Annotated in this window: 24 protein-coding genes and 1 pseudogene; 15 read left to right on the top strand and 10 right to left on the bottom strand. The window is 68.9% G+C overall.

Annotation, left to right across the window (positions count from 1 at the left end; translation table 11 throughout):
- Positions 1–12 precede the first annotated feature (12 nt).
- The 8 genes and pseudogenes from F627_RS0104440 (at position 13) to F627_RS0104410 (ending at position 6,871) form a co-directional block, all read left to right on the top strand.
- Positions 13–477: a DUF302 domain-containing protein gene (locus F627_RS0104440; protein WP_018882857.1), complete on the top strand. Its 465-nt coding sequence runs from the start codon at positions 13–15 to the stop codon at positions 475–477.
- A 37-nt stretch (positions 478–514) separates the two neighbouring features.
- The gene (locus tag F627_RS0104435; protein WP_019583399.1) at positions 515–1,090 is read left to right on the top strand and encodes a hypothetical protein; all 576 of its coding nucleotides are present in this window, start codon (positions 515–517) and stop codon (positions 1,088–1,090) included.
- A complete protein-coding gene (locus F627_RS0104430; protein WP_018879700.1) occupies positions 1,087–1,632 on the top strand; it encodes a TlpA disulfide reductase family protein in 546 nt (181 codons plus the stop codon). Before F627_RS0104435 ends, F627_RS0104430 begins: the two co-directional genes overlap by 4 nt.
- Before the next feature lie 156 nt (positions 1,633–1,788).
- Positions 1,789–2,991, top strand: a complete 1,203-nt coding sequence (locus F627_RS0104425) for a glycosyltransferase (RefSeq protein ID WP_019583398.1) — start codon at positions 1,789–1,791, stop codon at positions 2,989–2,991.
- A gap of 32 nt (positions 2,992–3,023) precedes the next feature.
- Positions 3,024–3,311, top strand: a pseudogene (locus F627_RS16275) (diacylglycerol kinase); the annotation flags it as partial.
- A gap of 486 nt (positions 3,312–3,797) precedes the next feature.
- On the top strand, positions 3,798–4,616 hold the full coding sequence (locus F627_RS0104420) for a UDP-2,3-diacylglucosamine diphosphatase (RefSeq protein ID WP_018866746.1): 819 nt from the start codon (positions 3,798–3,800) through the stop codon (positions 4,614–4,616).
- 53 nt (positions 4,617–4,669) lie between these two features.
- On the top strand, positions 4,670–5,089 hold the full coding sequence (locus F627_RS0104415) for a hypothetical protein (RefSeq protein ID WP_018877119.1): 420 nt from the start codon (positions 4,670–4,672) through the stop codon (positions 5,087–5,089).
- Between the two features lie 96 nt (positions 5,090–5,185).
- A complete protein-coding gene (locus F627_RS0104410) occupies positions 5,186–6,871 on the top strand; it encodes an alpha/beta-hydrolase family protein (protein WP_018879702.1) in 1,686 nt (561 codons plus the stop codon).
- A 12-nt stretch (positions 6,872–6,883) separates the two neighbouring features.
- Here F627_RS0104410 and F627_RS0104405 read toward each other — a convergent pair whose 3' ends face one another.
- The 5 genes from F627_RS0104405 to F627_RS0104385 all read right to left on the bottom strand — a co-directional run bounded on the left by F627_RS0104405 (position 6,884) and on the right by F627_RS0104385 (position 13,300).
- Entirely contained in the window at positions 6,884–7,300 is a 417-nt protein-coding gene (locus F627_RS0104405; RefSeq protein ID WP_026280622.1) for an ABZJ_00895 family protein, read from the bottom strand.
- Positions 7,301–7,394: 94 nt separating this feature from the next.
- Positions 7,395–7,757 carry a hypothetical protein gene (locus F627_RS0104400; RefSeq protein ID WP_026332023.1) on the bottom strand — a complete coding sequence of 121 codons (363 nt, stop codon included), beginning with the start codon at positions 7,755–7,757 and terminating at the stop codon, positions 7,395–7,397.
- Between the two features lie 43 nt (positions 7,758–7,800).
- Positions 7,801–10,989, bottom strand: a complete 3,189-nt coding sequence (locus tag F627_RS0104395; RefSeq protein WP_019583397.1) for an efflux RND transporter permease subunit — start codon at positions 10,987–10,989, stop codon at positions 7,801–7,803.
- 3 nt (positions 10,990–10,992) lie between these two features.
- Entirely contained in the window at positions 10,993–12,051 is a 1,059-nt protein-coding gene (locus tag F627_RS0104390) for an efflux RND transporter periplasmic adaptor subunit (protein ID WP_019583396.1), read from the bottom strand.
- A 160-nt stretch (positions 12,052–12,211) separates the two neighbouring features.
- Positions 12,212–13,300 (bottom strand): hypothetical protein, encoded by a 1,089-nt coding sequence (locus F627_RS0104385; protein WP_019583395.1) that lies wholly within the window; start codon positions 13,298–13,300, stop codon positions 12,212–12,214.
- 125 nt (positions 13,301–13,425) lie between these two features.
- On the opposite strand from F627_RS0104385, the gene F627_RS0104380 reads away from it, so the two are divergent.
- Both F627_RS0104380 and fliL read left to right on the top strand, forming a co-directional pair.
- On the top strand, positions 13,426–14,271 hold the full coding sequence (locus tag F627_RS0104380; RefSeq protein WP_019583394.1) for a zinc-dependent peptidase: 846 nt from the start codon (positions 13,426–13,428) through the stop codon (positions 14,269–14,271).
- Positions 14,268–14,675, top strand: coding sequence for a flagellar basal body-associated protein FliL (gene fliL / locus F627_RS0104375; protein WP_019583393.1), 408 nt, complete (start codon positions 14,268–14,270; stop codon positions 14,673–14,675). Before F627_RS0104380 ends, fliL begins: the two co-directional genes overlap by 4 nt.
- 134 nt (positions 14,676–14,809) lie before the next feature.
- Here fliL and F627_RS0104370 read toward each other — a convergent pair whose 3' ends face one another.
- Both F627_RS0104370 and F627_RS0104365 read right to left on the bottom strand, forming a co-directional pair.
- Entirely contained in the window at positions 14,810–15,106 is a 297-nt protein-coding gene (locus F627_RS0104370; protein WP_018866736.1) for a hypothetical protein, read from the bottom strand.
- Positions 15,107–15,190: 84 nt separating this feature from the next.
- A complete protein-coding gene (locus tag F627_RS0104365) occupies positions 15,191–17,104 on the bottom strand; it encodes an ABC-F family ATP-binding cassette domain-containing protein (protein WP_019583392.1) in 1,914 nt (637 codons plus the stop codon).
- Between the two features lie 263 nt (positions 17,105–17,367).
- Here F627_RS0104365 and F627_RS0104360 point away from each other — a divergent pair, with 263 nt between their 5' ends.
- Positions 17,368–18,291 (top strand): GGDEF domain-containing protein, encoded by a 924-nt coding sequence (locus tag F627_RS0104360; RefSeq protein WP_019583391.1) that lies wholly within the window; start codon positions 17,368–17,370, stop codon positions 18,289–18,291.
- A gap of 21 nt (positions 18,292–18,312) precedes the next feature.
- Here the strand turns inward: F627_RS0104360 and F627_RS0104355 are convergent, their stop codons facing one another.
- Positions 18,313–19,266, bottom strand: a complete 954-nt coding sequence (locus F627_RS0104355; protein ID WP_018876902.1) for a hydrogen peroxide-inducible genes activator — start codon at positions 19,264–19,266, stop codon at positions 18,313–18,315.
- A complete protein-coding gene (locus F627_RS0104350; RefSeq protein WP_018866732.1) occupies positions 19,263–19,619 on the bottom strand; it encodes a DUF3301 domain-containing protein in 357 nt (118 codons plus the stop codon). Before F627_RS0104350 ends, F627_RS0104355 begins: the two co-directional genes overlap by 4 nt.
- 96 nt (positions 19,620–19,715) lie before the next feature.
- On the opposite strand from F627_RS0104350, the gene F627_RS0104345 reads away from it, so the two are divergent.
- The 4 genes from F627_RS0104345 to F627_RS0104330 all read left to right on the top strand — a co-directional run bounded on the left by F627_RS0104345 (position 19,716) and on the right by F627_RS0104330 (position 24,361).
- Positions 19,716–20,546 carry an inositol monophosphatase family protein gene (locus F627_RS0104345; protein WP_018879712.1) on the top strand — a complete coding sequence of 277 codons (831 nt, stop codon included), beginning with the start codon at positions 19,716–19,718 and terminating at the stop codon, positions 20,544–20,546.
- Positions 20,543–21,937, top strand: coding sequence for an adenylate/guanylate cyclase domain-containing protein (locus tag F627_RS0104340; protein ID WP_018866730.1), 1,395 nt, complete (start codon positions 20,543–20,545; stop codon positions 21,935–21,937). Before F627_RS0104345 ends, F627_RS0104340 begins: the two co-directional genes overlap by 4 nt.
- Entirely contained in the window at positions 21,934–23,055 is a 1,122-nt protein-coding gene (locus tag F627_RS0104335; protein WP_019583390.1) for a hypothetical protein, read from the top strand. Before F627_RS0104340 ends, F627_RS0104335 begins: the two co-directional genes overlap by 4 nt.
- A 91-nt stretch (positions 23,056–23,146) precedes the next feature.
- Positions 23,147–24,361 carry a TraB/GumN family protein gene (locus F627_RS0104330; RefSeq protein WP_018866728.1) on the top strand — a complete coding sequence of 405 codons (1,215 nt, stop codon included), beginning with the start codon at positions 23,147–23,149 and terminating at the stop codon, positions 24,359–24,361.
- Between the two features lie 286 nt (positions 24,362–24,647).
- On the opposite strand, the gene F627_RS0104325 is transcribed toward F627_RS0104330, so the two are convergent.
- Positions 24,648–25,646 carry a zinc-binding dehydrogenase gene (locus F627_RS0104325; protein WP_026332022.1) on the bottom strand — a complete coding sequence of 333 codons (999 nt, stop codon included), beginning with the start codon at positions 25,644–25,646 and terminating at the stop codon, positions 24,648–24,650.
- Between the last annotated feature and the right edge of the window lie 46 nt (positions 25,647–25,692).

Below are 25,692 nucleotides of genomic sequence, written 5' to 3'. Positions count from 1 at the left end.
GGAGGCATTGCCATGAGCGCACAACACCCGATCACGACCCTGGCACTGGCCATCACCGCCGCCCTTGCGCTGGGCCTGGCCGCCCCGTTGGCGGCGTCCGAGCCCGACGATCACTTCATCATCCGCGACTGCGAACAGTCCCGCGAGGACCTGGCCCGGGCCATTCGCGAGTATGCGGAGAACGAGGAGGACTGGATCTTCCTGGCCGAGTTCGGCCTGGCCGGTGGCGACATCACCGCCCTGAAGGTCTGCTACCTGCCGCTGGGGCCCGACATCCTGGATGCCGGCCTGCACGTCGGCGCGATGATGCCCTGCGGCCATATCGGTCTGTACGAAGAGAACGGCAACACAAAACTGTCCATGCTGCACCCGAAGTTCATGACCACCCTGCAGCCGCATCCGAGCCTGGAGCGCGCGGCGAAGAACGCCGAACCGGCCTTCGAGGCGCTGCTCGATCATGTCCTCGGCGGACCGTAGGCGGCCCGGCCCCAATGGATCGCTTGCCCGCGAGACCTTGATCCGCGTCCTGGCCCTTCTGGCGCTGGCCACGCCCATGGCGTCGGCCAGCGCCACGGAAACCCTGCAGGCTCGCACGGACGCCACCAGCGGCCTGATCACCTGGACGTGGCAGGGCGATGGCGTCTCGCTGGAGCTTGCGCAGCTGCTGCCCGATCAGACCCGCGCGTTCTTCCTGGGACGCGGCTTCGAGACCGAACATGCCGATCTCATTGCGGCGCACTGCGTCTTCCAGGCGATCCTGCGCAACAACCGCCCACACACCCCCATCGAGGTCAATCTCCACGACTGGAGCAGCCAGGGGCCGGAGGGGCTCATCCGCCCGCGCCCGAACCGGGACTGGGAGGCAACCTGGGACCGACGGCAGGCCCCCGAAGCCGCCCGCATCGCCTTTCGCTGGGCCCTGTTCCCCGGCGAACACCGTTTCGAACCCGGCGACTGGCTGATGGGCATGATCCTGTTCGACCATCCGCCGGGCACGCCCTTTGATCTGACCCTGCGCTGGCGCGCGGCCGGGGAGCTCCACGAGGCGCGGCTGCCCGACCTGCGCTGCGCCGGCGAGGCGGGAGGATGATCGCCATGCCAAAGCTCGCGACCCTCCTGATCCTGTTAATCCTGGCCGCCATGACCGCCCCGGCCGCGACCGAGTCCCTCACCGCGATCGAGCCACGCCCGGACGCTCCTCCCCTGACACTGGAGGACCTCGACGGTCATGCACACGACCTGCGCGACTACCGCGGCCGCGTCGTGGTCGTGAACTTCTGGGCGACCTGGTGCCCGCCGTGCCGGGACGAACTGCCCTCCCTGCAGCGACTATGGGAGGGACTGGGCCCCGACGGGCTGGTGGTACTCGGGGTAAACGTCGGCGAGGACGCCGATCGCATCTTTTTCTTCACCGCCGACTACCCGGTGGATTTTCCCCTGCTGCTGGACCGCGCGGCCAGCGCGATCGATACCTGGCCGGTGCGCGGCATCCCCACCACCTTCGTGATCGACCCCGAGGGCCGCATCGCCTATCGCGCCATCGGCGCGCGCGAATTCGACCACCCCGGCATCACCGAACGCCTGCGCGAGCTGCAACAGGGGCGATCGTCCGAGCCCTCTACGACCGAATAAGGCGCATCGGGCGGGGGTACGCGGTACGGCCCGAAACCCGAACCGGCGGTCTACGCGCGCAACAATTCCGTCGCAATGTCGTCATCACCTGGTCACACCCCCGGTCCACACTCCGGGACCTGAGTCTCGCCCCAAGGTGCAGCCGTGCACATTCTGATGCTGAGCGACGTGTACTTCCCCCGGATCAACGGGGTCTCCACCTCGCTGGCCAGTTTCCGCGCACAGCTCCGACAACTGGGCCATCGCGTCACGCTGGTGGTGCCGGCCTACCCCGGACTGGGCGCGCACCCCGGCCCCGACCCGCAGGACCCGGACCTGATCCGCATCCCGTCGCGCTACCTGGTAGTGGATCCGGAGGACCGCATCCTGAAGCCTCGCCTCATCCGCCGCTCCCTGCGGGAAGCCGGGATCGAGCGGGCCGACGTGGTCCATGTCCACACCCCCTTCGTGGCGCACTACGCCGGGCTCAAGCTGGCACGCGACTGGCAGGTCCCGGTCATCGAGACCTACCACACCTTCTTCGAAGAGTATCTGCAGCATTACCTGCCGTGGCTGCCCGCCAAATGGCTGCGGGGGCTGGCGCGGCGCATCTCGCGCGCGCAGTGCAACGCGGTCGACCGGGTGATCGCCCCGTCGACCGCCCTGCACCAGGCCCTGCTGGAGTACGGGATCAAGACGCCCATCGTGCGCCTGCCCACCGGGATCGACCCACAGGCCTGGACCGGAGGCGACGGCCACCTGTTCCGGGCGGAGCGGGGCATCGCACCCGGCCGCGAGATGCTGGTACATGTGTCGCGCATCGCCTTCGAAAAAAACATCGGCTTTCTGCTGCAGATGCTCCAGCACCTGCGCGAGCGTCGCCCCGGCGTCCTGCTGCTGATCGCGGGCGAGGGACCGGCCCGGGCTGCCCTGCAGCGCCAGGCCGCGCAGATGGGCCTGGAGGACAACCTGCACTGGTGCGGGTATCTGGACCGCGAGACATCGCTCGTCGACTGCTACCGCGCCGGGCATGCATTCGTGTTTGCCTCCGCAACCGAGACGCAGGGTCTGGTCCTGCTGGAGGCCATGGCCTGCGGGCTGCCCGTGGTCTCCACGGCGCGCCTGGGCACGCTCGACATCCTCACCGACGCATCCGGTGCCGAAGTCGCTCCCGAGGAGCCCGCGGTGTTTGCCGAGCGGGTCGCCCGCGTCCTCGATGATCCCGAACGCCAGCGCGCCATGCGCGCAGCCCACGCCGCATGGGCGCGGGAATGGAGCGAGCGGCGTATGGCCGAACAATTGCTGACCGTGTATCAGGATCTGCTGAGCCCGGCCGACGCGCTCGGCACCCCGCATACCGCGGCCGACCGTCCTCGCTGACGGCCCTTCCCACTCCAGCGGACCAAGCGACCATGGCCAACGGCGGCGCTACCGGCATCACCCGCATCCTGCGGGCCTTTGGGTACTCCTGGAAAGGCCTGCGCGCCACCTTTCGCCACGAGGAGGCCTTTCGTCAGGAACTGATCCTGGTGGTCATCCTGGCGCCACTCTCGCTGGTGGTTGGCAATACCGGAGTGGAACGCGCACTGCTGCTCGGCAGTCTGTTCCTGATCCTGATCATCGAGGTACTGAACTCGGGCATCGAGGCCACCGTGGACCGCTTCGGTCCGGAACGCCACAGGCTGGCCGCGCGTGCCAAGGGAGACGCTGATTTAATCGCACGTCCGCGCTCGAGTCGCTTTTGCGGGCGAACAAGGCGCGGTGACCGCCGTGCAGTCATTCTGCACAAGGGAACCGCAACGCCGTTCCCACGCCCGTTTTTGATAACAACGGGCGGCCGAGCCCCTGCTTTCAATGGATTGTGGGGTTGGTGCCCCCTGTTACCCGATCCTGCGTTGCGCCCCGAATCCATCAAAAACGGGCGGGTAGAACCACTACCCGCTGCACGACACGCCTTGTCTCGGGAAACAGGGGGCACCAACGCGGACGTGCGATTAAATCAGCGTCTCCCTTGGACATGGGATCGGCCGCCGTGCTGCTGGGCTTTGCCAACGCCACCCTGATCTGGCTGCTGGTCCTCTGGCCGTAGGCCCGCAACCCGCGCATCACGCAATCGTCACCACGGCGCCACGGCCGCGTCACGTGGATGCGCGACCCTCGGGAAAACCACGAGCAGGAGCTTCTCGATGGCCACCCTGGATTGCCGCAGCCTGTTCCTGTCCGACCTGCACCTGGGCACCCGGGAGTGCCGCGCGGACTACCTGCTGGACCTGCTGCGCCAAGTCAATTGCGATCGCCTGGTACTGGTCGGCGATGTATTCGACATCTGGGCCATGCGCCGGCGCATCTTCTGGGACGCGACCCAGGCGGCGGTGGTCGAGCAGGTCCTGTCGCTCGCCCTGCACGGAGTCGAGGTCATCTACATCCCCGGCAACCACGACGAACTGGTGCGCGGCTTTGTCGGTTCGGAGATCCGCGGCGTGCGCATCGAACGCGAACTGGTGCACTGGACCGCCGATGGCCGGCGCTTCCGCGTAACGCATGGCGACGAGTTCGACGGGCTCGTACGCCACAGCCGCCTGGTGCACGCCCTGGGCGATCTTGGCTACAACCTGCTGCTGCGCGGCAGCCGCTACCTGAACACCATCCGACGCCGCCTCGGGCATCCGTACTGGTCCCTGTCGGCCTGGCTCAAGACCCGCGTGAGCGGGGCGGCGCGGGAATACATCCAGCGTTTCGAGCATGCCGCCGTCACCGCCGCGCGCAAGGGCGGCTTCGATGGCTGCATCTGCGGCCATATCCACAAGCCGAACGTCCAGGCGTTCGGCGACATCCTCTACTGCAACGACGGTGACTGGGTCGAGCACTGCACGGCCCTGGTGGAAGATCGCTCGGGCCACCTCAGCCTGCTGCACTGGTCGGACCATGGCTCGGTGCAACAGGCCGAGTCCGGGGCAACCGCGACCGAGGCCTTCGATCTCGAGTCGATACTGACCCGGCGATGACCGCGCGCCAATCCTGTCACCCGGGCGTCATGGCGCTGTAGTACCGTGGTCACATGAACGAATCGCGATCGCGCCACTGGGCCGGGGCCGGCGCCGACCTGCTCCTGCTGCTGCAATCCATCCATGACACCGAGCAGGCCCGCCGCCTGGCGCGGGTGGCCGGCTGGGTCCTGGTCTTCGCCGGGGTCATCGTGGTGATGCTGGGCGTGCTGGTGCAGCACATGCCCACGATGCTCGAAGGCACACTCGTGGCATTGCTGGCGCTGGTCGGCGGCTGGCTGCGCAGCCGCCTCGCCGCCACCCTGCTGATGCTGCTGATGGCCCTGGGGCTGGCCACCGGCCTCGCACTGGGCGCCGCCACCGGCGGGCTCCTGCTGCAGGTCGCGCTGTTCGGCGTGGCCCTGCGCATGGTCGAGGGCTGCTTCCGCTTTCGCCACGCCGACGCTGGCAGCCCGGGCGACAACGCCCAGTAGGTTCCAAAGCAGGCCGGCGCTCACGGTGGAGACTTGAACCCGCCCGAGCGGGCGAACAGGATAAGCCCTTCTGTTCATCAAGGAAGTGCTCACGCGATGTCCATCGTCGCTCGCCTGCAAACCCGCCTGCGGCGCTTCATCTGGCCCGGCTGGGCCACCCGTATCCTCGGGACCCTGTCGATCCCGGGGCTGATCCTGGCCACGCTGTTCTTTGCCGCGTCGCTGACCCCCAGCCTGATCCCGCGTACCGACGACGTACAGGGCATCCTGTCCGGACTGTCGCTGGCGGCCGGCTACGGGCTGGGCGTGTTCTTCCACTGGCTGTGGTCCTATCTGGAGCTGCCGGAATTCGGCGAGCGCACGCACAACACCCTGGTGGTCATCGCTGGGGGCGGCGCCGTGCTGATCGTGCTGATCTTCCTGTGGCAGGCCACCGAGTGGCAGAACAGCATCCGCGCCCTGATGGAGCAGGAGCCGGTAGACGGCGGCTTCCCGATCCGACTCGGGCTGATCGCGGCGGCGGTGTTTGCCGCCACCCTGGCGGTCGGACGGCTGTTTCAGCTGCTGGTGCGCTTTCTCGCCCGCCATCTGCGCCGTTTCATCCCGCGCCGGCTGTCGAACGTGATCGGTGTGCTGGTCGCCGCCGGGGTGTTCTGGGCGGTCATTGACGGGGTGATTCTGGAATACGGCCTGCGCACCGCGGACCGCAGCTTCCAGCAGTTCGACGTGCGCGAATACCCGGGGGTCGAACAACCGACGGCGACGTTCCGTACGGGCAGCCCGGCCTCGCTGGTCAGCTGGGAGCAAGGGCTCGGGCGCCAGGGACAGCGCTTCGTCGGACAGGCACCGGATGCCAGCACAATCCGCGATTTCGCCGCGGGCGAGGCCCTGGACCCGATCCGCGTCTACGTAGGCCTGAATGCCGCCGAGACCATCGAGGAACGCGCGCGGCTGGCCCTGCAGGAGATGCTGCGGGTCAATGCCTTCGACCGTTCGGTGCTGGTGCTGGCCACCCCCACCGGGCGCGGCTGGGTGGACAACCGCGCGATCCAGCCGGTCGAGTATTTGCACGGCGGCGATGTTGCAACCGTGGCCGTGCAGTACTCCTACCTGCCCAGCTGGCTGTCGCTGATGGCCGAGTCGCAGTACGGCCACGAGACGGCCCAGGCGGTGTTCGCGGAGATCTACGGCTACTGGAAGCAGCTGCCGGCGGACGCCCGCCCGGAGCTGTACCTCTACGGCCTGAGTCTGGGCGCGCTGAACTCCGAGCGCGCCGCGGATCTGTACGACGTGATCGGCGATCCGTTCTCCGGCGCGCTGTGGGCCGGCCCGCCGTTTCGTAGCGAGACCTGGCGCGACATCACGCGCCAGCGCCAGCCGGACTCCCCGGCCTGGCTGCCGCGCTTTCGCGACAGCTCGGTGGTGCGCTTCACCAACCAGGAGAACCACCTGGATATCCCCGGCGCCGAATGGGGCCCGATGCGCATCGTCTACCTGCAGTACGCCAGTGACCCGGTCACCTTCTTCGAGCCCCAGGCGCTGTACCGCAAGCCCGAGTGGATGCAGCACCCGCGCGGCCCGGACGTGTCAGCGGACCTGACGTGGTACCCGGTGGTCACCATGCTGCAACTGGCGGTAGACGTTACCATCGGCGATGCTGCCCCGCGCGGCTACGGCCATGTCTACGCCACCGAGCACTACATCGACGCCTGGCATGCGGTCACGGCCGCGGACTGGCCAGAGGAGCGCCTCGAGTGGCTCAAGCGCCACCTGGGCGACTGACCGGCCGTAGGGCTATCCCGCGGTTTCTCCCCCGACCAAACCGCGCTTGCGCAGGTGGCGTCCGGTGAGATTGACCATCGCTACCACAAAGCCGGCATATAACAACGCGACAACGCCCAGGACCGCGAGCATGAAACTGTCCAGTACTGTGCCGTCGGCCCACAGCACCAGGAAGGCCAGGGAAAGCTGCGTACCGAGGAGCACAGCGACCATGACGGCAATCACCCGCCACTTCTCGGCGCGCGACAGATAGCGGCCGTTCCTGCGTCCAAAGGCCTCGCAGGGCCACGCCACCGCCAGGCCCAGAATCCCCATTCCGATCGTTGTACCGAACTGCTCGAGATGGAAATGGGCGATTGCGAACATCGCGACGATCGTCAGCGAGAAATAGAGCAGTATGAAACGTAACAGCAGGTTCTTGATGGACATCGCCTCCCCTCCATGGGACGTCTGAAAGCCGCACTCCCTTGTGCGGCCAGGGTGCATGTCGGAGTCCTCCAACATGCACCATCACGGCATGCGGCTATTCCTCGGAAAACGAGGCGCCTTCGATGATCACGGGATAGGTGTAGCCGGCCCCGAAGTCACGATCCAGGATCAGCGTTCCGGTGACCGAAACGCGGTCGCCCACCTCGGGCAGCTCGGTGGAGGTGATGGTGATGTAATCACCCTCGCTTCCCGTGCCGTCCACGAAGTGGATGAAGTTGCGGCCCATGATGTCCTCGTTCACCCGCCCGACGATGCCCTCCAGGCGCACTTCTTCGCCCTCGAGCTCCGCCGGCGCCTGACTCAGCTGCTCGACCGTATGCAGTTCGTCGGCCTGCGCGGGTACCCCTCCCGCCAGCATCGCCAACAGCACTGCGCCACTTCCGATTATGCGTCTCATCCCGTTCTCCTCGTCGTTCGTGATGTTCCGGATGCCGGGCATCCTAACTGATCGCCCCCATATCCGAGGGCTCACGTGACCGGGTTGTCAGCGTTCCCTTTACGCGCTCCGCGGCGCGGTTCACCACCAGGTACAGGCAGGGCACCACCAGCAGCGTCAGGATCATCCCGGCGATCAGGCCGCCGACCACGGTCAGCGCCAGCGGGCGCATGATCTCCGCACCCTCACCGAGGCCGATGGCCAGCGGCAACATGCCGAGCACCGTGGTCAGGGTGGTCATCAGGATCGGACGCAGGCGCAGTGCACCCGCCTCCACCACCGCGCGCGCCGGGCTCAGGCCGCGTCGTCGACGGCCCTGTTCGATGTACTCGACGAGCAGGATCGCGTTGTTCACCACCACCCCGATCAGCAGGATCGCGCCGATCATCACCGGCGCGGAGACCGGCGTGTTCGTGGCCCACAGGATCGCGACCACGCCAATCAGCGACAGCGGGGCCGCCGCCACGATCACCAGCGGATTGGCCAGGCGCTCGTATTGAACCGCCAGCACCACCAGGACCAGGAAGATCGCCAGCGCAACGACGGTGGCCATCTCGCGCTGCGTCTCCTGGATGGTCTCCCACTCGCCCCCGATCAGCAGGCTGTAGTGCTCGGGTACCTCCACCTCGGCCAGACGCTGTTCGACCTCGGCCATCACCGAACCGACGTCGCTGACCTCGGTATTGATATCGCCGTTCACCCGCACCACCCGGCTCTGGTTCTCGCGCTCGATATGGGCGGGCCCCTCGCCGATCTCGAACTCGGCCACGTCGGCGAGCCGTACGGGATCGCCGTTATCACGGAACAGGATCATCCGTCCCAGTGTGGCCGTGTCCTGTACATCCTCGCGCGGCAGGCGGACGCGCAAGTCGTATTCGCGGTCATCGCGTACATACTGGGTCGGTACCGCACCCTCCACCGCATCGCGGATCGTCTGACCGACCGTGCCCACCTGCAGGCCCAGCGCGGCCGCGCGCTCGCGATCCACGTGTACGCGCAGAATCGGGCTCTGGTCCTCGCGCCCGACCTCGACGCCCTCAAGGCCCGGGATGCCCTCCAGGCGCCCCGCGATCTCGCGGGCGATGGTACGCATCTCGGTCAGATCCGCCCCCACCACGCCGATCGACAGGTCGTCGCCAGTCACGCTGAACTGCAACCCGTCGATACGCGGCGGGCGCACGGTAATCCGCGCCCCGGGCAGGTCCAGTTCGTCCATCGCCGCCTGTGCCTCGGCCACCCATTGCCCGGCGGTCATTTCACGCTGTCCGGCCGGGGTGAGCTGCACCGTGAGATTGGACGTCCCCGGGCGCTCGTTGACCACGCCACCCCCCAGATGCCCGCCGACCATGGCGAACACGCTCTCGACATGCGGCAGCTCCTCGAGTGCGGCCTCGATGTCGCGGGCGGCGGCATCGGTCTCGTGCGGCGGTGTACCCGGCGGCAGGACCATGCGCACGCTGACCTGACCATCGTCCACCTGCGGCAGGAACTCGGTACCCAGCTCGCCGCCCACCTGGATGGCGCCGACCAGCAGGACCCCGGCGGCGCCCAGCACCACCCAGCGCGCGCGCAGCACCTTCGGCAGCAGACGCCGGTAACGTCGGCGCAAGCCCTGCACCCCGCGGTCGAAGCCGCGCAGCAGCCAGGTCCGGTCCAGCCCGCTCTCCCAGCGGATGCGCGCGAGCAGGGCCGCCAGCATCGGCACCAGCGTGATCGCTGCGGCCAGTGTGGCGATGATCGCGAACGACAGCGTCAGGATCAGCTCGCGGAAGATCAGCGCGCCGATACCCGTAATCAGCAGGAACGGGAGCACCGCGGCCAGGTTGGTCAGCGTGCCGGCGGTGACCGCCGACACGACCTCGCCCGCCCCGTCATGGGCAGCCTCCTCCGGCGATTTCCCGAGCTTGTCACGATGGCGGTAGATGTTCTCCAGCATCACGATCGCGTTGTCGAGCAGCAGCCCCACGCCCAGCGCGAGCCCGCCCAGGCTGATGATGTTCAGGGTCAATCCGCCCAGCCCCATCATCGCGAAGGTCGCCATCAGCGCGATCGGGATCGACAGCCCGATAATGAAGCTCTTGCGCAGACTGCCGAGGAACAGGAACACCGCCAGCATCGCCAGCACGCCACCGAGGACTGCAGCGGTGCCCACGGAGGACACCGCGCCACGGATAAACGGGGCCGAGTCGCTGACCACCTCCCACTGGATGTCCTCGGGGATAAACCCGGAACGCTCCAGCCGCTGGAGCGTCCCGCGCACGGCATCCACCGATTCGACGGTATTGGCCTCCGGCAGCTTGAACACCGACACGCGCGCGGCCGGGGTGCCATCCAGGCGGATGAACAGGCGCTGCTCGCGGTGGCCGTCGCGCACCTCGGCCAGCTCGCCCAGGCGCACATGCGCCGACTGCGGCCCCGGCAGCGGAATCAGCACGTTGCGCACATCCGCCTCGGAAGTGAACAGGCCCTCGGTCTTGGCCATCACATCAAAGGTGTCGGAGGTCACCCAGCCACCGGCCACCTCACGGTTCTCGTCCGCCAGCGTCTCGCTGATCGCGGCCAGCGACAGGCCGTAGCCGCGCACCCGTTCCTGGTCGAGGATCACCTCCAGCTCGCGCTGCTGGCCGCCGGAGGCCTCCACCGAGGAGATCCCGTGGATGGCGATCAACTGCGGGGCCAGCTCGTGCTCCACCCAGTCGCGAACTGCGGTCTCGGAACGCACGGTGGAGGAGAAGCCCGCCTCCCAGATCGGGTCCTGCGACGGGTCGAACTTGTACAGGCGCAGGGATTCGAAATCATCCGGCAACTGGGTGCGCGCCAGCTCCAGGTGACGCGCCGCATCCTGCAACGCCAGATCCAGGTTGGTCCCGTACTCGAACAGCAGGTTGACGTTGGTGCGCCCCTCGGAGGCACGGCTGTAGATGCGCGTCAGGTTCTCGGTCGCCGCAAGATTGCGCTCCAGCACTCGTGTGACCTGCTCCTCCATGACCTCCGGCGCGGTGCCCGGGTGGTTCACCGTGACCCGGATGTGCGGGTACTCGACATGCGGCAGCAGGTCCACCGGCAGGCGGTCGACAAAGAACATGCCCAGCACGATCACCACCGAGGCCAGCGCCATGATCGCGACCGGCCGGCGGATGGAGAAGCTGGTCACCCGCCCGTGTGGGCGCTGGGAGTCCCCCGCATCGGCCATGCCCTAGCCCCGCCAGCCGACAATGCGCACCCGCTGACCCTCGCGCATGTCGATCGGATTGGTCGCCAGCACGATCTCGCCTTCTTCCAGACCCTCGGTAATCTCGGTCCAGGGGCCCCGGGTCACACCGGTCTCGACCGTGCGCCGTTCCAGCTGTTCATCCACCACCACGTACACATAGCGCGCGTCATCGTCCTCGCCGATCGCCGCGGCCGGCACCGCCAGGGCGTTCGGGCGCTCATCAACGGTCATGCGGATGCGTGCGAGGTTACCCGGACGCACGCCGTTGTCGGCGGCCTCGGCCGGCAGCGCGATCTCCACCGTCACCTGCTGGGAATCCGGCGAGGCCGCCGGGAAGATGCGACGAATCTCGGCGACGTAGTCAGTATCAGGAAAGGCATCCAGCCGAATGGGCACGTCCTGGCCCACGACCAGGTCGCGCACGTCCAGCTCGGACACCCCGGGTCGCAGCACCAGCGTAGTAATATCGACCAGCTCCAGCAGCGCATCGCGCGCCGCGACGGCCTCTCCAGGCTCCACCATCCGCTCGGTGATCACGCCGTCGCGGCCGGCAGCGAGCGTCCCGTAGTCGACCCGCGCCTGCCACAAGGCCTGCTCGCTCTCGGCCGAACGCAGCGCGGCGCGGGCCCGTTCGTAGCTGGCGCGGCTGGCAATCCCCTCGTCCCGCAACTCGGCGCTGCGGGCGTACTCCAGCCGCGCCTCCTCGGCGTGCGCCACGGCACGCGCCAGCTCCGCGCGCTCCTCGGCCACGTCCAGCTCGACCAGGATATCGCCCTGCCCGACGCGGTCGCCTTCCTCGACATGGACCGCCTTGACCACGCCATCCGTACGAGCCGCCAGGCGCACCCGCGCCCGCGGCTCGACCCGCGCGGAAAGTCGCAGTTCACGCGAGAGGTCCCGCGGCTGCATCTCCACCGCCGCGATCGGGGTCGCCGCCTCGCCAGCGGGCTCGTCAGCCGCTTCGGAAGACTCGCCCCCACAGCCGGCCAGTCCCACGGCCAGGATCATGAGCAGGGACAGGCGGCCGCCCCCCCGCGACATGCAGGTGGCGGGCAGCGGGCGCTTCAGGGGCGGTCGGTCCGACCGCCGCCAACACAAGAGGGTCTCGAATCGCATGCGCCGGGTCGCTCGCGGGGAGTGGATGAAAGCACAGAGTAGCCGTTATGCAACCCTCGACGCAGGAACGAGCCTCCGCGTTCCGTCAGGCCGTCAGATCGATCTGCTGCACGCTGCCGCTGCGGCCATCCTCGGCCACCCAGACGCCGGTCGACTGCACCTGGCCCAGCAGGCTGTTGTCACCGCCATGGCGCAGGTCAAAGGGGGTACTGACATGTCCGAGGTAGATCGCCCCCACCCCCACCTCGCCCAGGGCCAGCAACTGATCGCGGCCCTGGGCGTCGCGGGTCCAGACGCGCAGGCGGTCATAGACCGGGTCCGCCGCATCGATCCAGCCATTGCCGTCGTGATCGAAGCGGCGCAGTTCGGCGAAGCCGTCCCCGGTCAGCGGCCCGAACAGCTCGGAGCCATCATCGACCTGCCCGCTGCCCGATCGGTCGAGGGCCAGAAAACCGCTTCCGGGCTGCAGGAAGGCCACCTGCTGCGGTGAGCCATCGGCGTCCAGGTCGAATTCGAAACGGGTCTCGGTCAATGCCGCCGCCGGGGCATCGAAATTGATCACCAGCGGGTCATGCAGTTCGCCATCGACACCGCCCTGAATACGGGTGTGCTCGACGAACTCGCGACTCATGGTCAGGGCAATGTCGATCTCGTTGGTCTTGCCGTCGGCCGTCTGCACCCGCCCCTGGGCCTGGAAGGCCGTGCGCTCGATCTCCACCCGGGTCTGCTCCACCGACCAGGCCACGGCAAGGCCGCCCGGCGCACTCGGGGCGCCCGGGGGCCGGGCTGCGGGCGGTTCGAGGAATGCCGGCGGGTTCGCATCCGCGTTCGCGTCGGGCCGGAGGTCCGCGGGGTCCACGACGCGGATCTCGCGCCCGGTAAAACGTTCCAGGATCAGCCGGAGCAGTTCGGTGCGCAGCTGGTCCACAGACGTCAGCTCACTGTCCGCCGGGGCCACGCCCACGAAGGGCGCGCGCAGGGCCGCAACGGAGGCCGGGGCCGGCCGTTCGCCCCGGTCCGGGCTCACAAGTCCAGGCAGCCCGGCGCCCTGGCGGGGCTCCGCCGGGGGCGCGGCCCCGCCCCCTTCGCGCACCGTCAGGCGCATCTCGCGCCGGGTAGCCTCCAGCGCCAGGCGCTGGCTCGAGAACTGCATGGAATAATCGGCAATATGCATGGATGTTCCTCAACGGGACGGATTCCCGAGAGGGTTAACGGCCGCACAGCGGCAATCCTTAACCGCCACCGGCAAGCCTTTGCCGCAGGCGGACGCGACACGGCCAAACATGCGACGATCGGGCGATGAACTCGACACCGCAATTCCCACTACGAGGCCTGTTCCGCCGCCTGCTGGGACCGTTCGCCGGACTGGAACCAGAGGCGGTCCCCCTCGACAACGACGAGTGGGAGGCCCTGCGCCAGCGGGTGCCGTTCATCGCCCGCCTCACACCGGAGGAACGCTCCCGGCTGCGCGAACTGATCGGGCAGATCCTCGCGCAGAAGGAATTCATCGGGATCGCCGCGGAACCCGAGCCGTGGCAGTGCCAGGTGATCGCGGCCTACGCGGCACTCCCGATCCTGGAGCTGGGCCTGGCGCCGTACCGGGACTGGCGCACGCTGATCCTCTATCCGGATACCTTCGTGCCGGAACACGAGTGGGTAGACGAGGCGGGCATCGTGCATCAGGGCGCGATGCCCCAGTCCGGCGAGGCCTGGGAGCGCGGGCCGGTGATCCTGTCGTGGAATGACGTCGAACGCGACGGCGCCGTGGTCGTCCACGAGATGACCCATGTGCTGGACGCCGGCAACGGCGAGGTCAACGGCTTCCCCCCGCTCCCCCGCGGACAGTCCACACGCGCCTGGACCGAGGATTTCTCCCGCGCCTTCGACCGCTTCGTGGAGACTGTCGAGGCGGTGGAGGCCGGCACGGTCGACGAGTCGGCTCTGCCGCTGGACCCGTACGCGGCCACGGCCCCGGAGGAATTCCTGGCGGTCGCGGTGGAGTCCTTCTTCTTCGAGCCCGCGCGGCTGCGCGAGCGGCTGCCCGCCATCTATGATCACCTGGTGGCATACTTCGGTCAGGAGCCGCATCGACGCGGCGACTGGATCGCCTCCAGCACGCAAACCGCCCCGGAGCACGCACCATGACCTCGAGCCCCCTTCGTTTCCTGCCCCCGACCGTGTCGGGGCTTCTCCTGCTGTTGCTTGCCCCCCTGGCTCTTGCCGTGGACGATCTGGACAGCCACTACGTGACCCTGGAACCCGTGGTCGTGAACATGGAGGCCGCCGATCGCGGACGCTACCTGCAGGCCTCCATCCAGCTGGAGGGCCACAATCTGGAAGATGCCCGGGCCATCCGCGAACACATCCCCGCCGTACGCGACCGCCTGATCCACATCCTCGGCGGCCGCAGCCCCGACAGCCTGACCGGCAGCGGCGCCCGGGAGGATCTGCGCAACCAGGCCACGGACGAGCTGAACGAATTGCTCGAAGAGATCACCGGCTCCCCGCGGATCGCCGCACTGTATTTCTCGGATTTCATCCGCCAGTAGTGGCCCCGGAAGGTCCGGACGGATACCCCGAACGAAAAGACCCCGGCAGTCGGGACCACCGGGGTCGGCAAGCGGGACGACGCATCCGGAGTCCCGGGCCCCGTTGGGGGCCCAAGCCATTCAGAAAACGCTGATCAGTGGGGCCGGTGCAGCAGCGGCATCTCGCCGCGCTCCATCATGTGACGGATCAGCGTGGCCCGGCCCGGCTCCTCCTGCTCCAGTTCCTCGGCGCACTGCGAGGGCTCGTGCGCGGCCTCGGCCAGCATCACCTCCAGTTCGCGCAGATCCACCTTCGGCTCCTGCAGGTCTTCCGGCTTCGGGTTCTCCAGCATGTGGGTCTCCCAGAACATGCGCGGGTGCCAGCAATGCAGCTTTGCATCCGGGTGGTGAAAGAGCTCGACACAGCGACGATTCAGTTCCTGTGCATTCATGGGGTCACTCCTCGTTCCGGTGCATTCCCCTCCTATATAGACCTCGCAATACCCGATCTCAAGGGTTGGTCTTTGAATCGCTTCTCACTCCGTCGGCTCGGCCTGCGCCGCCTCCAGGGCCTCCAGCGCCTCCATCCACTCGCCCTCCAGCGACTCCAGCCGGGCACGCAGCTCCCCCTGCTCGCGGGTCAGCTGCGCCAGGCGATCCGCCGCCTCGCCTTCGTAAAGGGCAGGATCGGCCATCTCCGCCTCCAGGGCCTCCAGGCGCTCCTGCACCCGGGTGCATTCCTGCTCGGCGCGGTCCGCGCGCTGCTTCAGCGGCTTGAGCGCCGCCCGTGCCTGCGCGGCCTGCTGGCGCCGCTCCTTCTGCGACGGGGCCGGGGCGCTGCGGGCTGCCGGTTCGCCGGTCCCGGGTTCGCTCGCGGCAAAGGCCTCGCGCTCGCGCGCCTGCAGTTCCCGGGCGTAGTCATCCAGGTCCCCGTCGAAATCTCTCAGATGGCCGTCCTCGACGCGCCAGAAACGGTCGCACACCCGCGCCAGCAATTCGCGGTCATGCGCCACGACCACCAGCCCGCCGGCATAGTTCTCCAGCGCCTCGGCCAGTGCCTCGCGCATATCCAGATCCAGGTGGTTGGTGGGCTCGTCCAGCAACAGCAGGGAAGGCGCCTGCCAGATCAGCAGCGCCAGCACCAGGCGTACGCGCTCCCCGCCCGAGCACTGGCCAACCGGGGCATCCGCCTTCTCCCCGGGAAAGCCCATGCCACCGAGAAAGTTGCGCAGCCGCTGTTCCTCGGCGCGCGGATCCTGGCGTTGCAGATGCACGAGGGGCGAGGCGCCCAGATCCAGCTGCTCGCTCTGGTGCTGGGCGAAATAGCCCACCTTCAGGCTCGGCTCGACCCGGCGCTCGCCGGCGGTGGGCGCCAGCTCGCCGGCCAGCAGGGTCAGAAGCGTCGACTTCCCGGCACCATTGGGCCCCAGCACACCGATCCGGTCCTCCGGCCGCAGACGTAAACTCGTCGCATGCAGGCGGGTGCGGTCCCCGGAGCGCACCTCGGCATGGTCCAGCGCCAGGAGCGGGTCCGGCAGACGCTCGGGGGTCGGGATCTCCAGATGGATCGGCCGTGCGGCCCGAATCACGGCGACCTCGTCGAGCTGCTCCAGGCGTTTCAGGCGGCTCTGGGCCTGGCGCGCCTTGCTCGCCTTGGCCCGGAAGCGGCGCACGAAATCCTCCAGATGGGCACGCTCGGCCGCGACCTTCGCGGCCGCCGCCTCGCTCTGGGCGATCGCCTCCGCGCGCTTGGCCTCGGCATGGGTATAGCTGCCCGCATAGAGCGCGATGCCCCCGCGCTCTATGTGCGCGATATGGGTACAAACGGAATCGAGAAACCGCCGGTCATGCGCGATCACGATGACCGTCCCCGGGTAGCGCGCCAGCCAGTCCTCCAGCCACAGGATGGTCTCGACATCGAGGTGGTTGGTGGGCTCGTCCAGCAACAACAGATCGGAGCGCGTCATCAGCGTGCGCGCCAGCCCCAGGCGCATGCGCCAGCCGCCGGAGAAGTCGCTCATCGGCCGGTCGGCATCGGCCGGCGCAAAGCCCAGCCCCGCGAGCAGCCGCCGCGCCCGGGCGTCCGCCGTCCAGCCGTCGATCGCATCCAGGGCCGCATACAGGCGCGCCTGTTCGGCGCCGTCGGCGACCTGCTCCAGGCGCGCCTGCAGGTCGCGCAACTCGGCGTCGCCGTCCAGCACGTAGTCCACGGCTGAACGCGCGCTCCCCGGGACCTCCTGCGGCAGGTGCGCCACCACCCAGTCGGCTGGCCGGTCGATCTCGCCGGCATCCAGGCTCAGCTCACCCTGCAGCGCCGCCAGCAGACTGGACTTTCCGGAGCCGTTGGCACCGGTCAGGCCCACCCGCCAGCCGGCGTGCACGGTCAGGCTGGCATGCTGCAGGAGGACCTGTCGGCCGCGGCGCAGCTCGATATCTTGAAGTCGAATCATGCCGCGCAGTGTAGGGCAAGCGAAGGGCGCGCTCATGTAATCCGGTCATGGCGCGGGACTCGGCGGCCAGCGTCAGCGTCAGGATATTGCCGCCTCCTGCCGGTCCGGGCGGCCATCACCTGCCGGAAGCGGCAAAAATCCGACGGAATTCCGTCTTTCGCACACCAAAAGGACAAACAAGTCACTGTTTCCCAGGTTATTTTCATCGCTGGCACGGATCTCGCATTACCTTCGACCCCAGGATCTTTGCGAGCGAGACAGCCATGAACCGCGACGGGAACGCCCACAACCTGCGACTGGTATCCGCCAAGGGCAAGACCACCGGCGATGCCGGCACCCCCTTTGACGCCCTGGCGTTTGTCCAGTCGCTGTCATCCAGCCTGGAGCTGGGCACGGTCCTCGCCCGGCTGCAGGAACATCTGCATGCCCAGGTTCACCACAGCGGCTGGTTCTTCATCCTGCAGGAAAGCGACGAGACCTGGTCCGGCGGCGACGAGGATCGCCATCGCATCGAATACGGGATGAGCGCGAGCGGCGAAACCATGGGCTCGCTGATCCTGATGCGCGGGCGCCGCTTCAGCGACGACGAACAGCAACTGATCGAGGCCCTGCTGGGCCTGGCCGCTCCGGCGCTTGCCAATGCCCTGCGCTTCAAGCGCCTGAACGAGAACCTGGAGACCGACGAACTGACCGGCCTGGGCAACCGCCGCGCATTCGAGAAACAGGGCGCCCGCTGGCTGGCCGACTGCCGCCGTCAGGGGCGGCCCTTGTCGGTGCTGGCCATCGATCTCGATCACTTCAAGCAGATCAACGACGAATACGGCCACAGCGTGGGGGACGACATCCTGCGTCTGGTCGCGCAGACCCTGCGCAGCACCACCCGTGAATCCGACCTGTGCGTGCGCATGGGCGGCGAGGAGTTCCTGGCGGTCCTGCCCGGTGCCGACCTGAGCCGTGCGATGGAATGCGCCGAGCGCATCCGCCTGGCCATCGGCGCACTGCGAACCGCCGCCACGGCAGGCGACCAGTCCACGCTCGAGAGCGATGGCGCGGTCAAGGTGACCGCCAGCATCGGCGTGGCCGGCATCGGGCCCAATACCACTCTGCAGTCGGCCTACCAAGCCGCCGACGAGGCCCTGTACGCCGCCAAGCAGGCCGGCCGCAACCGCGTGCTGGCCGGCAACTGACATCCACCCGCCGCGGGCGGGTCAATCCGGGTTGCCCTGACCCGAGCCGGGCTGGATGAAATCGACGCAGGTCAGGGGGGTCGACAACACCGCCCGGCGCAGGGCCTCGATGGCCTCCGGGCGCGGGAAACTGGCGCGCCAGGCCAGGGCTACCCGGCGGCTGGGGGCCGGATCCTCGAAACGCCGCACGGCCAGCAGGCGCTGGGCATAGCGATCCGCCCCCACCGCCGTACACGGCAGAATGGTGACCCCCATTCCCGAGGCCACCATGTGGCGGATCGTCTCCAGCGAGGAGCCCTCGAGGTTGCGCGGCGTACTGCCGTCCGCGGTCACGGTCCGCTGGCAGTCGGGGCAGCGCTCCAGCACCTGATCGCGGAAGCAATGGCCCGCGCCCAGCATCAGCAGCGTGGCATCGGCCATATCCTCCAGACGCAGCGGATCCTTGTCCTTCAGCGGGTGCGCCGCCGGCAGCACGGCCATGAACGGCTCGTCGTACAGGGGCAGGGTGACCACCCCGGACTCCTCGAACGGCAGCGAGATGATGATCGCGTCCAGCTCGCCCTGCTTGAGCCGTTCACGCAGCCGCGCGGTGTAGTTCTCCTCGATCACCAGCGGCATATGCGGGGCGCGCTCGCGCAGCGCCGGAATCAGCTCCGGCAGCAGATAGGGGCCGATGGTGTAGATCGCGCCCAGCCGCAGCGGGCCGGACAGCTGATCCTGGCTCTGCACCGCGACCGAACGCAACTGCTCCACCTCGGCCAGCACCCGCCGCGCCTGCGCGATGACCTGTTCACCCGCCGGCGTCACGGAGACCTCGCCGCGGCCGCGTTCGAACAGCGTGACCCCCAGCTCCTCCTCGAACTTGCGCACCGCGACCGACAGCGACGGCTGGCTGACATGACAGGCCTCGGCCGCATGCCCGAAGTGCCGGGCATCCGCGACGGCCACCACATAACGCAGCTCGTTCAGCGTCACCCCGGACCACCCGCGCTCGGGTCGTCGCGCTCCGGCCCCTGAAACTCGCGACCACCATCCGGCCAGTCCAGGGTCACACGCTTCAGTTGCCGACCTTCCAGAGAGATCTCGCCGGGGTGGCGGCCCGCCCCGTCGGCGGAGAACTCGAAGCGATAGTGTCGTTGCAGGGCCAGGCCGCGCTCGCCCCACGTCAGGCGCTGACCGGTACGCACAACGGTCGCATCCAGCAGCTGGACCCCCGCCCGTTCACACGCCTGGCGCCCCACCCGGCGAGCCCGCTCGTTGGCCCGCCAGGTGTCATTCACGTAGAACGCGACCAGTGCCAGGGCGAGGATTATGATCAAGCCGGTCATGGACCGGTATGATAAGCACATTCGTAGCCGAGTTCGCCCGGGCCGACCGGGCCGCATCCGGCTCACTCACTCCGCAATCGGCGTTGCCAGGGCTGCATGACTGCCACCTCCATCCCCTTTTCCGATCTCGCCCGGGGTCTGCGCGTGATCGGACAGCAAGAACTCCTGCCGCGCTTCGAAGCCGGCATCGACGTGGACTACAAGGCCGACGGCAGCGTGATCACCGAGGCCGACCACGCGGTGGACGCCCGGGTGCGCGAGCTGCTGCGACTGCACGGGCAGCGCGAACCGGTGTTGAGCGAGGAGCAGGCGCGCGCGGAACAGGCACAGGTCCTGGAGACCGCCCCGGCCTTCTGGCTGGTGGACCCGCTCGACGGCACCTCCAATTTCGCCGGCGGCATGCCCTTCTTCGCCATCTCCATCGCCCGCATTGCAGGCGACCGGGTCACCCACGGGGCGACCTACGACCCGGTCCGCGACGAACTGTTCACCGCGACCGAGAACACCGCGCTGGAGCTCAACGCCGCCGCCCCGCCGGCGGCCCGGCGGCCGCCGGTCCCGGAGCTGAAACGCGCCATCGCCCTGGTCGACTACAAGCGGCTGGACGCCCCACTGGCGCGCGAACTGGCCAGCCATGCCCCGTTCCGGTCGCAACGCAACCTCGGGGCCTGCGCCCTGGAGTGGGCCTGGCTGGCGGCCGGGCGCGCCGATCTGTACCTGCATGGCGGACAGGCCCCCTGGGACAGCGCGGCCGGCGGATTGATGCTCGCCCGCGCGGGCGGGGCCATGTGCGACCTCGGGGGCCGCCCGGTGTTTGGTCGCTCCCTGGCCAAGCGTTCCGCCGTGGCGGCCCGCTCCTCCGCCCTGCTCGCCGACTGGCGGGCCTGGCTGGCCCCCTGGCTCGCACCACGCGAGGACGCCTCGTGATCGGGCGGCGCAAGCGCGGTGTCAGCGCCCGCCTGAATGTCGGCGGGGCCGACTTCACGCCCCGCTATCTGCCGATCGCATGGAAGATCGTGGCGGCCATCGCCGGGCTTACGCTGGCCGGGATCGTGACCCTGTCGGCCGTGGTGCTGAACCAGGTCAGCAATGTGCTGGACAACCAGATTCGCGCCCAGGCCGAGATCACGGTGGCGCCGGTCGCGCGCACTTCGGCCGAGTTGATGCTGGCGGAGGACTACCTGACCCTGGAGACCCTGCTGAACTCGCTGGTGGAGGAGGGGCGGGTCGAATCCATCGCCGCCTACGCGATCGATCGCGGCCAGGTCGCGCGTGCCGGAACCCCGCCGGAGCAGTCTCTCACCGACGGCGTGTGGCCCCTGGCGCCCACGGTGGAACCGTACCGCCGCGAGGTCCTCTTCCAGGATGTGCAGGTGGGCTACATCGAGGCCTATATCGACACCTCGCCCATGCAGGAACTCATCCGCAACACCCTGAATGCCGGGATTGCCACGGCCATCGGGGTCTTCCTGCTGAGCCTGTTGCTGGCGATCGACATCAGCAAGCGCCTGGTGCGGCCGCTGGAACGCCTGGCCGAGAGCATGCGCTCGCGCTTCCGGCCGATGGACGCCGAGGGCAACCCCCTGCCCATGGTGCGCCAGGACGAGATCGCCCAGCTGACCGATGCCTTCAACGACATGGCGCGCGACCTGCTGCGCAAGGACCAGGTCGAGGCCGCCCTGCGCCGCTACGTATCGGACGCCATCGCCCAGGACATCCTGGAGAACCTGGACCGGGTCGAGCTGGGCGGGCGCGCGGTGGAGGGCTCGGTCCTGTTTGCCGACATCCAGGGCTATACGGCGCTGTCAGAGCGCTGCAGCCCGGAGGCCCTGGGCCGGATGCTCAACGAATTCTTCGGCCCGATGTCGGAATGCATTGCCCGTCACGGAGGCACGGTGGACAAGTACATGGGCGACTGTACCATGGCGGTCTTCGGCCTCGGGACGGACGCCGGCAACCACCGTCTGACCGCTGTGCAAACCGGCCTGGCCCTGCTGGAAACCGTCGCCTCGATCAATGCCGAACGCGAACGCCGGGGCGAGACCCGGGTGGAATTCCGTATCGGCCTGAACGCCGGCGAGATGCTGGCCGGCAACATGGGGGCCGAGGACCGCATGCAGTTCACCGTAGTCGGCGACACCGTCAACCTGGCCGCCCGCCTGGTCACGGTCGCGCCCCCCGGCGGGCTGGTCACGACCGCCGCATTCATGGAGCACGAGCAGGTGAAGGGACACTTCCGCACCGAAGACTGGGGCACCCACGAGCTGCACGGCGTCAGCGAGGCCGTTCCGGTCACCCGGGTCCTGGACCGCGCATGACCACACGCGGCGGCCTCCTCCCGCTCGCGGGCATCCTGCTGGCGGTCCTGCTGGTCCAGGGCTGCGCGGCCCTGGACCCCTTCGCCCCGCCGGAGCAGCGCATCGAGCGCGCGCTGGAGGCCGGCGACTACCAGCGCGCCCTGGAGCTGATCGAGCAGCACGAGCCGGAACCGCAAGCGGAATGGACCGAGCGCCGTGAGGAAATCGAGCGCGCGGCCGAGACCGGCGCGGCCGCGGCCATGGACGAGGCGCGCGCCGCCTCGGCCGAGGGCGCCGTGGCCCGCGCCCTGGAGATCCTCGAGGACGCCGAGCAGAAGCTGCCGCCCGCCAGCGAACGGCGCCAGTACATCGAGCAACTCGAGCGCCAGCGGCAAGTCGGCCTGCAGACCCTGGAACAACGCCACGACATCCTCGAGGCCCGCGCCCTGGTCCAGCAGCTGCGCCTGCTGGAGGTGATGCGTCCGCTGGTGCGGCGCAGCGAACAGCTGCCGGACGATCCCGACCGCCTGGCCCAGCGCCGCGACCCCCTGGCCCGGTCGCTGGACGGCTACGCCGCGGATACCGAGGGCGAGGAACGCCTGGAGCTGCTGCGCCTGGCCCAGAACCTGGCACCCGCCTCGGAACGCGCGCGGCGCATCGCGGAACTGGAGCAGGAACTGCGCGAGGCCGAGGCCCCCGCGGTCGAGGACGAGGTCCCGCGCTCCACCATCAACGCACGCCTGCGCCAGGCCCTGGAGGCCGACGACCTGGCCACGGCCGCGCGCTGGTGCCGCAGCGAGATCACCCCCGATGCCGACGCCTCCGGCCCGGACCAGGCCGCGCAGCGGGCGCACCGCGTGCTGTGCGAGGAATGGCGCGAACGCCGCGACGCACGCGCCGAGGAACTGCTGGAAGCGGGGCGCGGGCACTACTCCGCCGGGCGCATCGAAGAGGCCCTGGAGCACTGGCAGGAAGGGCTCGACCTGGCCCCCGATCACGCCGGACTGATCACCGCCCACGAGCGCGCCCTGCGGGTAATCGAGCGCCTGGAGAGCCTGCGCGTGCCGGAACCCCTGCCCGCGACCGACGAGGCGACCCCGCCCGCCGACGTGCCGCAAGCCGAACCCGAGGCCCCCTGACCACCTCCCCGCAACGCCCCCTTCCGGCGCTGCGGGCCGCACGCATTCGCCGTAGAATACGCCCGCCCACCGGAGCAAGAGCCCGCCACGCATGAATCCCGCCGTCCAGGAACTGATCGCCGACGAACCCCACCGCGTCCTGCAGCTGGGCGACACCGAGGTCGTGGTGCTGGGGACCGCGCACGTCTCGCGCGCCAGCGCCGACAAGGTGCGCGCGCTGGTGGACACCGGCGCCTTCGACAGCGTCGCCATCGAGCTGTGCGAGAGCCGCCAGCGAGCCATGCTGGATCCAGATGCCATCGGCCGCATGGACCTGTTCAGCGTGATGCGCAAGGGCCAGGCCCCGATGATCGCCGCCAGCCTGGCGCTGGGCGCCTATCAACAACGCCTGGCCGACCAGTACGGCATCGAGCCGGGGGCCGAGATGCGCGCGGCGATGGACGGCGCCCTGGACCGCGGCCTGCCGCTGGCCCTGATCGACCGCGACATCGGCCTGACCCTGCGCCGCACCTACCGCGCCGTACGCTGGTGGGAGCGCATGGGGCTGATCGGCGGCCTGTTCGGCTCGGTGCTGTCGCGCGAGAAGATCGACGAATCGGAGATCGAGCGGCTCAAGGAAGGCGACATGCTGGAGTCCACCTTCAGCGAGTTTGCCGAGCAGTCCGAGGATCTCTACCGCACGCTGATCGAGGAGCGCGACCACTACATGGCCGCCCACCTGCGCCGGCTCGCGGCCAACCCGGACACCCGCCGCATCCTCGCGGTGGTCGGGGCCGGGCACCTGCCCGGGATTGCCGAACAGGCCGAGGATCACCTGACCCCGCCAGACGCGATCCTCGAGGCGCTCGACCAGGCCCCGCCCAAGGCGCGCTGGCCGAAGGTCATCCCGTGGGTGGTGATCGGGGTCATCCTGGCCGGCTTCGCCATCGGCTTCTCGCGCAACCCGGACATCGGGGTGCAGATGGTCACCGACTGGGTCCTGATCAATGGCGGCCTGGCGGCGATCGGCGCGATCGTAGCGCTGGCCCACCCACTGACCGTGCTAACCGCCGCCCTGGCCGCCCCGCTGACCTCGCTGAACCCCACCATCGGGGTGGGCTTTGTCGCGGCGGCGGCCGAGCTGTTCCTGCGCAAGCCCCGGGTCTCCGACTTCGCCAGCCTGCGCCAGGACACCACCACCCCGCGCGGCTGGTGGCGCAACCGCGTCTCGCGCGTGCTGCTGGTCTTCCTGCTGACCACCCTGGGCTCCGCCGCCGGCACCTACATCGGCGGCGCCCGCGTCTTCAGCCACCTCTTCGGCGGCTAGCAAGGGCTGATTGATTTCACCACGAAGGGCACGAAGGCACGAAGAAGGGCAAGGTCAAGGGCGGATTAACCACAGAGGGCACAGAGTTCACGGAGAAAGGGCCCATCCTTCCAGCTGCGTTGACCCGGTTCCGCTGTAATTCTTATGTCCGGTGAGCGGCCAATCCCTGCGGGTGCTCTCAAACCAAGTAATGCCTTTCTCCGTGTCCTCTGTGCCCTCTGTGGTTAATCCGCCCTTGACCCTGCCCTTCTTCGTGCCTTCGTGTGCTTCGTGGTGAACCCAATACCTACTCGGGGATGCGCAGGACGAGTTTGCCGCGGCGGCCGCCGGCCTCGATGCGGCGGTGGGCCTCGGCCGCCTCGGCCAGGGGCAGGGTGTCCTCGACATTGACCTGCAACCGCCCGCTGGCCAGTCGGGCCAGGCCCTCGGCCACGAGGGTCCCCTGGTGCTTCAGGCGCCGGCGATCGTTCTCCAGCATCGGGGTCAGCATCAGTTCCAGGCTGATACTCGGGTTGCGCAACCGCGCGGGGTTCCAGTCGACATCCGCCGGGGGTGCCAGCAGGGTCACCAGGTCGCCGCCATAGGCCACCTGGGCCAGGCCCTCGCGGAAGGTCTCGCCCCCCACGGTATCCAGCACGACATCGAAGCCCTGGCCATCGGTGTACCGGCGAATGGCCTCCCCGGCATCCGGCTTGCGCAGATCGGCGACATCCACGCCCAGGGCCGTGACAATGGCGGCGGCCTCGTCGCGCCGCACCAGCCCCAGCACCCGAGCGCCAGCCGCACGCGCGATCTGCACCGCCATCTGGCCCACGCCACCGGCCGCCGCATGCACCAGCACACTCTGTCCGCGCTGCAGATCGGCTCGCTCGAACAGGGCCTCCCACGCGGTCAGCCAGGTCAGCGGCAGGGCCGCGGCCTGGATATCGGACACCGCCGAGGGTACCGGGACCACCGCGGCCTCCGGCACCACCACCTGCTCGGCGTAGGTACCCGGATCGGCGCCGACCCCGCCAAAACAGAAGGCCACACGTTGCCCCGGCCGCGTGTGGTGTACCGCGCTGCCGCATTCCTCGACGATGCCGACGCCATCGCAACCGGGGGTGTTGCGGGGGGCGCCGGGGACGATCATGCCGCCGCCGCGCACCTTGGTATCCACCGGGTTGACGCCGGCAGCCAGCATCCGGACACGGACCTGGTCGGGGGCCGTCAACGCCGGTTCCGCCACCTCGTCCAGGCGCAGGACCTCGGCGGTGCCGGGTTCGTCAAACACCACTGCTCGCATGGAACCTCCCAGACAAATTCGAATGGTTGTGCCCGCGCGCCGGGAC

It is taken from the genome of Thioalkalivibrio sp. ALE16 (assembly GCF_000381305.1).
In the GTDB taxonomy this organism is placed as follows: Bacteria; Pseudomonadota; Gammaproteobacteria; order Ectothiorhodospirales; family Ectothiorhodospiraceae; genus Thioalkalivibrio.
Note: the sequence above shows the minus strand (reverse complement) of the source record. Positions and strands in the feature narration are given on the sequence as shown.

Coding starts and splice junctions, on each gene's coding strand:
- fliL (WP_019583393.1), top strand. CDS start 14,268: ATGACCTCGAGCCCCCTTCGTTTCCTGCCCCCGACCGTGTCGGGGCTT.
- F627_RS0104415 (WP_018877119.1), top strand. CDS start 4,670: ATGAACGAATCGCGATCGCGCCACTGGGCCGGGGCCGGCGCCGACCTG.
- F627_RS0104345 (WP_018879712.1), top strand. CDS start 19,716: ATGACTGCCACCTCCATCCCCTTTTCCGATCTCGCCCGGGGTCTGCGC.
- F627_RS0104430 (WP_018879700.1), top strand. CDS start 1,087: ATGATCGCCATGCCAAAGCTCGCGACCCTCCTGATCCTGTTAATCCTG.
- F627_RS0104350 (WP_018866732.1), bottom strand. CDS start 19,619: ATGACCGGCTTGATCATAATCCTCGCCCTGGCACTGGTCGCGTTCTAC.
- F627_RS0104385 (WP_019583395.1), bottom strand. CDS start 13,300: ATGCATATTGCCGATTATTCCATGCAGTTCTCGAGCCAGCGCCTGGCG.
- F627_RS0104410 (WP_018879702.1), top strand. CDS start 5,186: ATGTCCATCGTCGCTCGCCTGCAAACCCGCCTGCGGCGCTTCATCTGG.
- F627_RS0104400 (WP_026332023.1), bottom strand. CDS start 7,757: ATGAGACGCATAATCGGAAGTGGCGCAGTGCTGTTGGCGATGCTGGCG.
- F627_RS0104380 (WP_019583394.1), top strand. CDS start 13,426: ATGAACTCGACACCGCAATTCCCACTACGAGGCCTGTTCCGCCGCCTG.
- F627_RS0104335 (WP_019583390.1), top strand. CDS start 21,934: ATGACCACACGCGGCGGCCTCCTCCCGCTCGCGGGCATCCTGCTGGCG.
- F627_RS0104440 (WP_018882857.1), top strand. CDS start 13: ATGAGCGCACAACACCCGATCACGACCCTGGCACTGGCCATCACCGCC.
- F627_RS0104425 (WP_019583398.1), top strand. CDS start 1,789: ATGCTGAGCGACGTGTACTTCCCCCGGATCAACGGGGTCTCCACCTCG.
- F627_RS0104420 (WP_018866746.1), top strand. CDS start 3,798: ATGGCCACCCTGGATTGCCGCAGCCTGTTCCTGTCCGACCTGCACCTG.
- F627_RS0104390 (WP_019583396.1), bottom strand. CDS start 12,051: ATGTCGCGGGGGGGCGGCCGCCTGTCCCTGCTCATGATCCTGGCCGTG.
- F627_RS0104330 (WP_018866728.1), top strand. CDS start 23,147: ATGAATCCCGCCGTCCAGGAACTGATCGCCGACGAACCCCACCGCGTC.
- F627_RS0104405 (WP_026280622.1), bottom strand. CDS start 7,300: ATGTCCATCAAGAACCTGCTGTTACGTTTCATACTGCTCTATTTCTCG.
- F627_RS0104360 (WP_019583391.1), top strand. CDS start 17,368: ATGAACCGCGACGGGAACGCCCACAACCTGCGACTGGTATCCGCCAAG.
- F627_RS0104395 (WP_019583397.1), bottom strand. CDS start 10,989: ATGGCCGATGCGGGGGACTCCCAGCGCCCACACGGGCGGGTGACCAGC.
- F627_RS0104370 (WP_018866736.1), bottom strand. CDS start 15,106: ATGAATGCACAGGAACTGAATCGTCGCTGTGTCGAGCTCTTTCACCAC.
- F627_RS0104325 (WP_026332022.1), bottom strand. CDS start 25,646: ATGCGAGCAGTGGTGTTTGACGAACCCGGCACCGCCGAGGTCCTGCGC.
- F627_RS0104365 (WP_019583392.1), bottom strand. CDS start 17,104: ATGATTCGACTTCAAGATATCGAGCTGCGCCGCGGCCGACAGGTCCTC.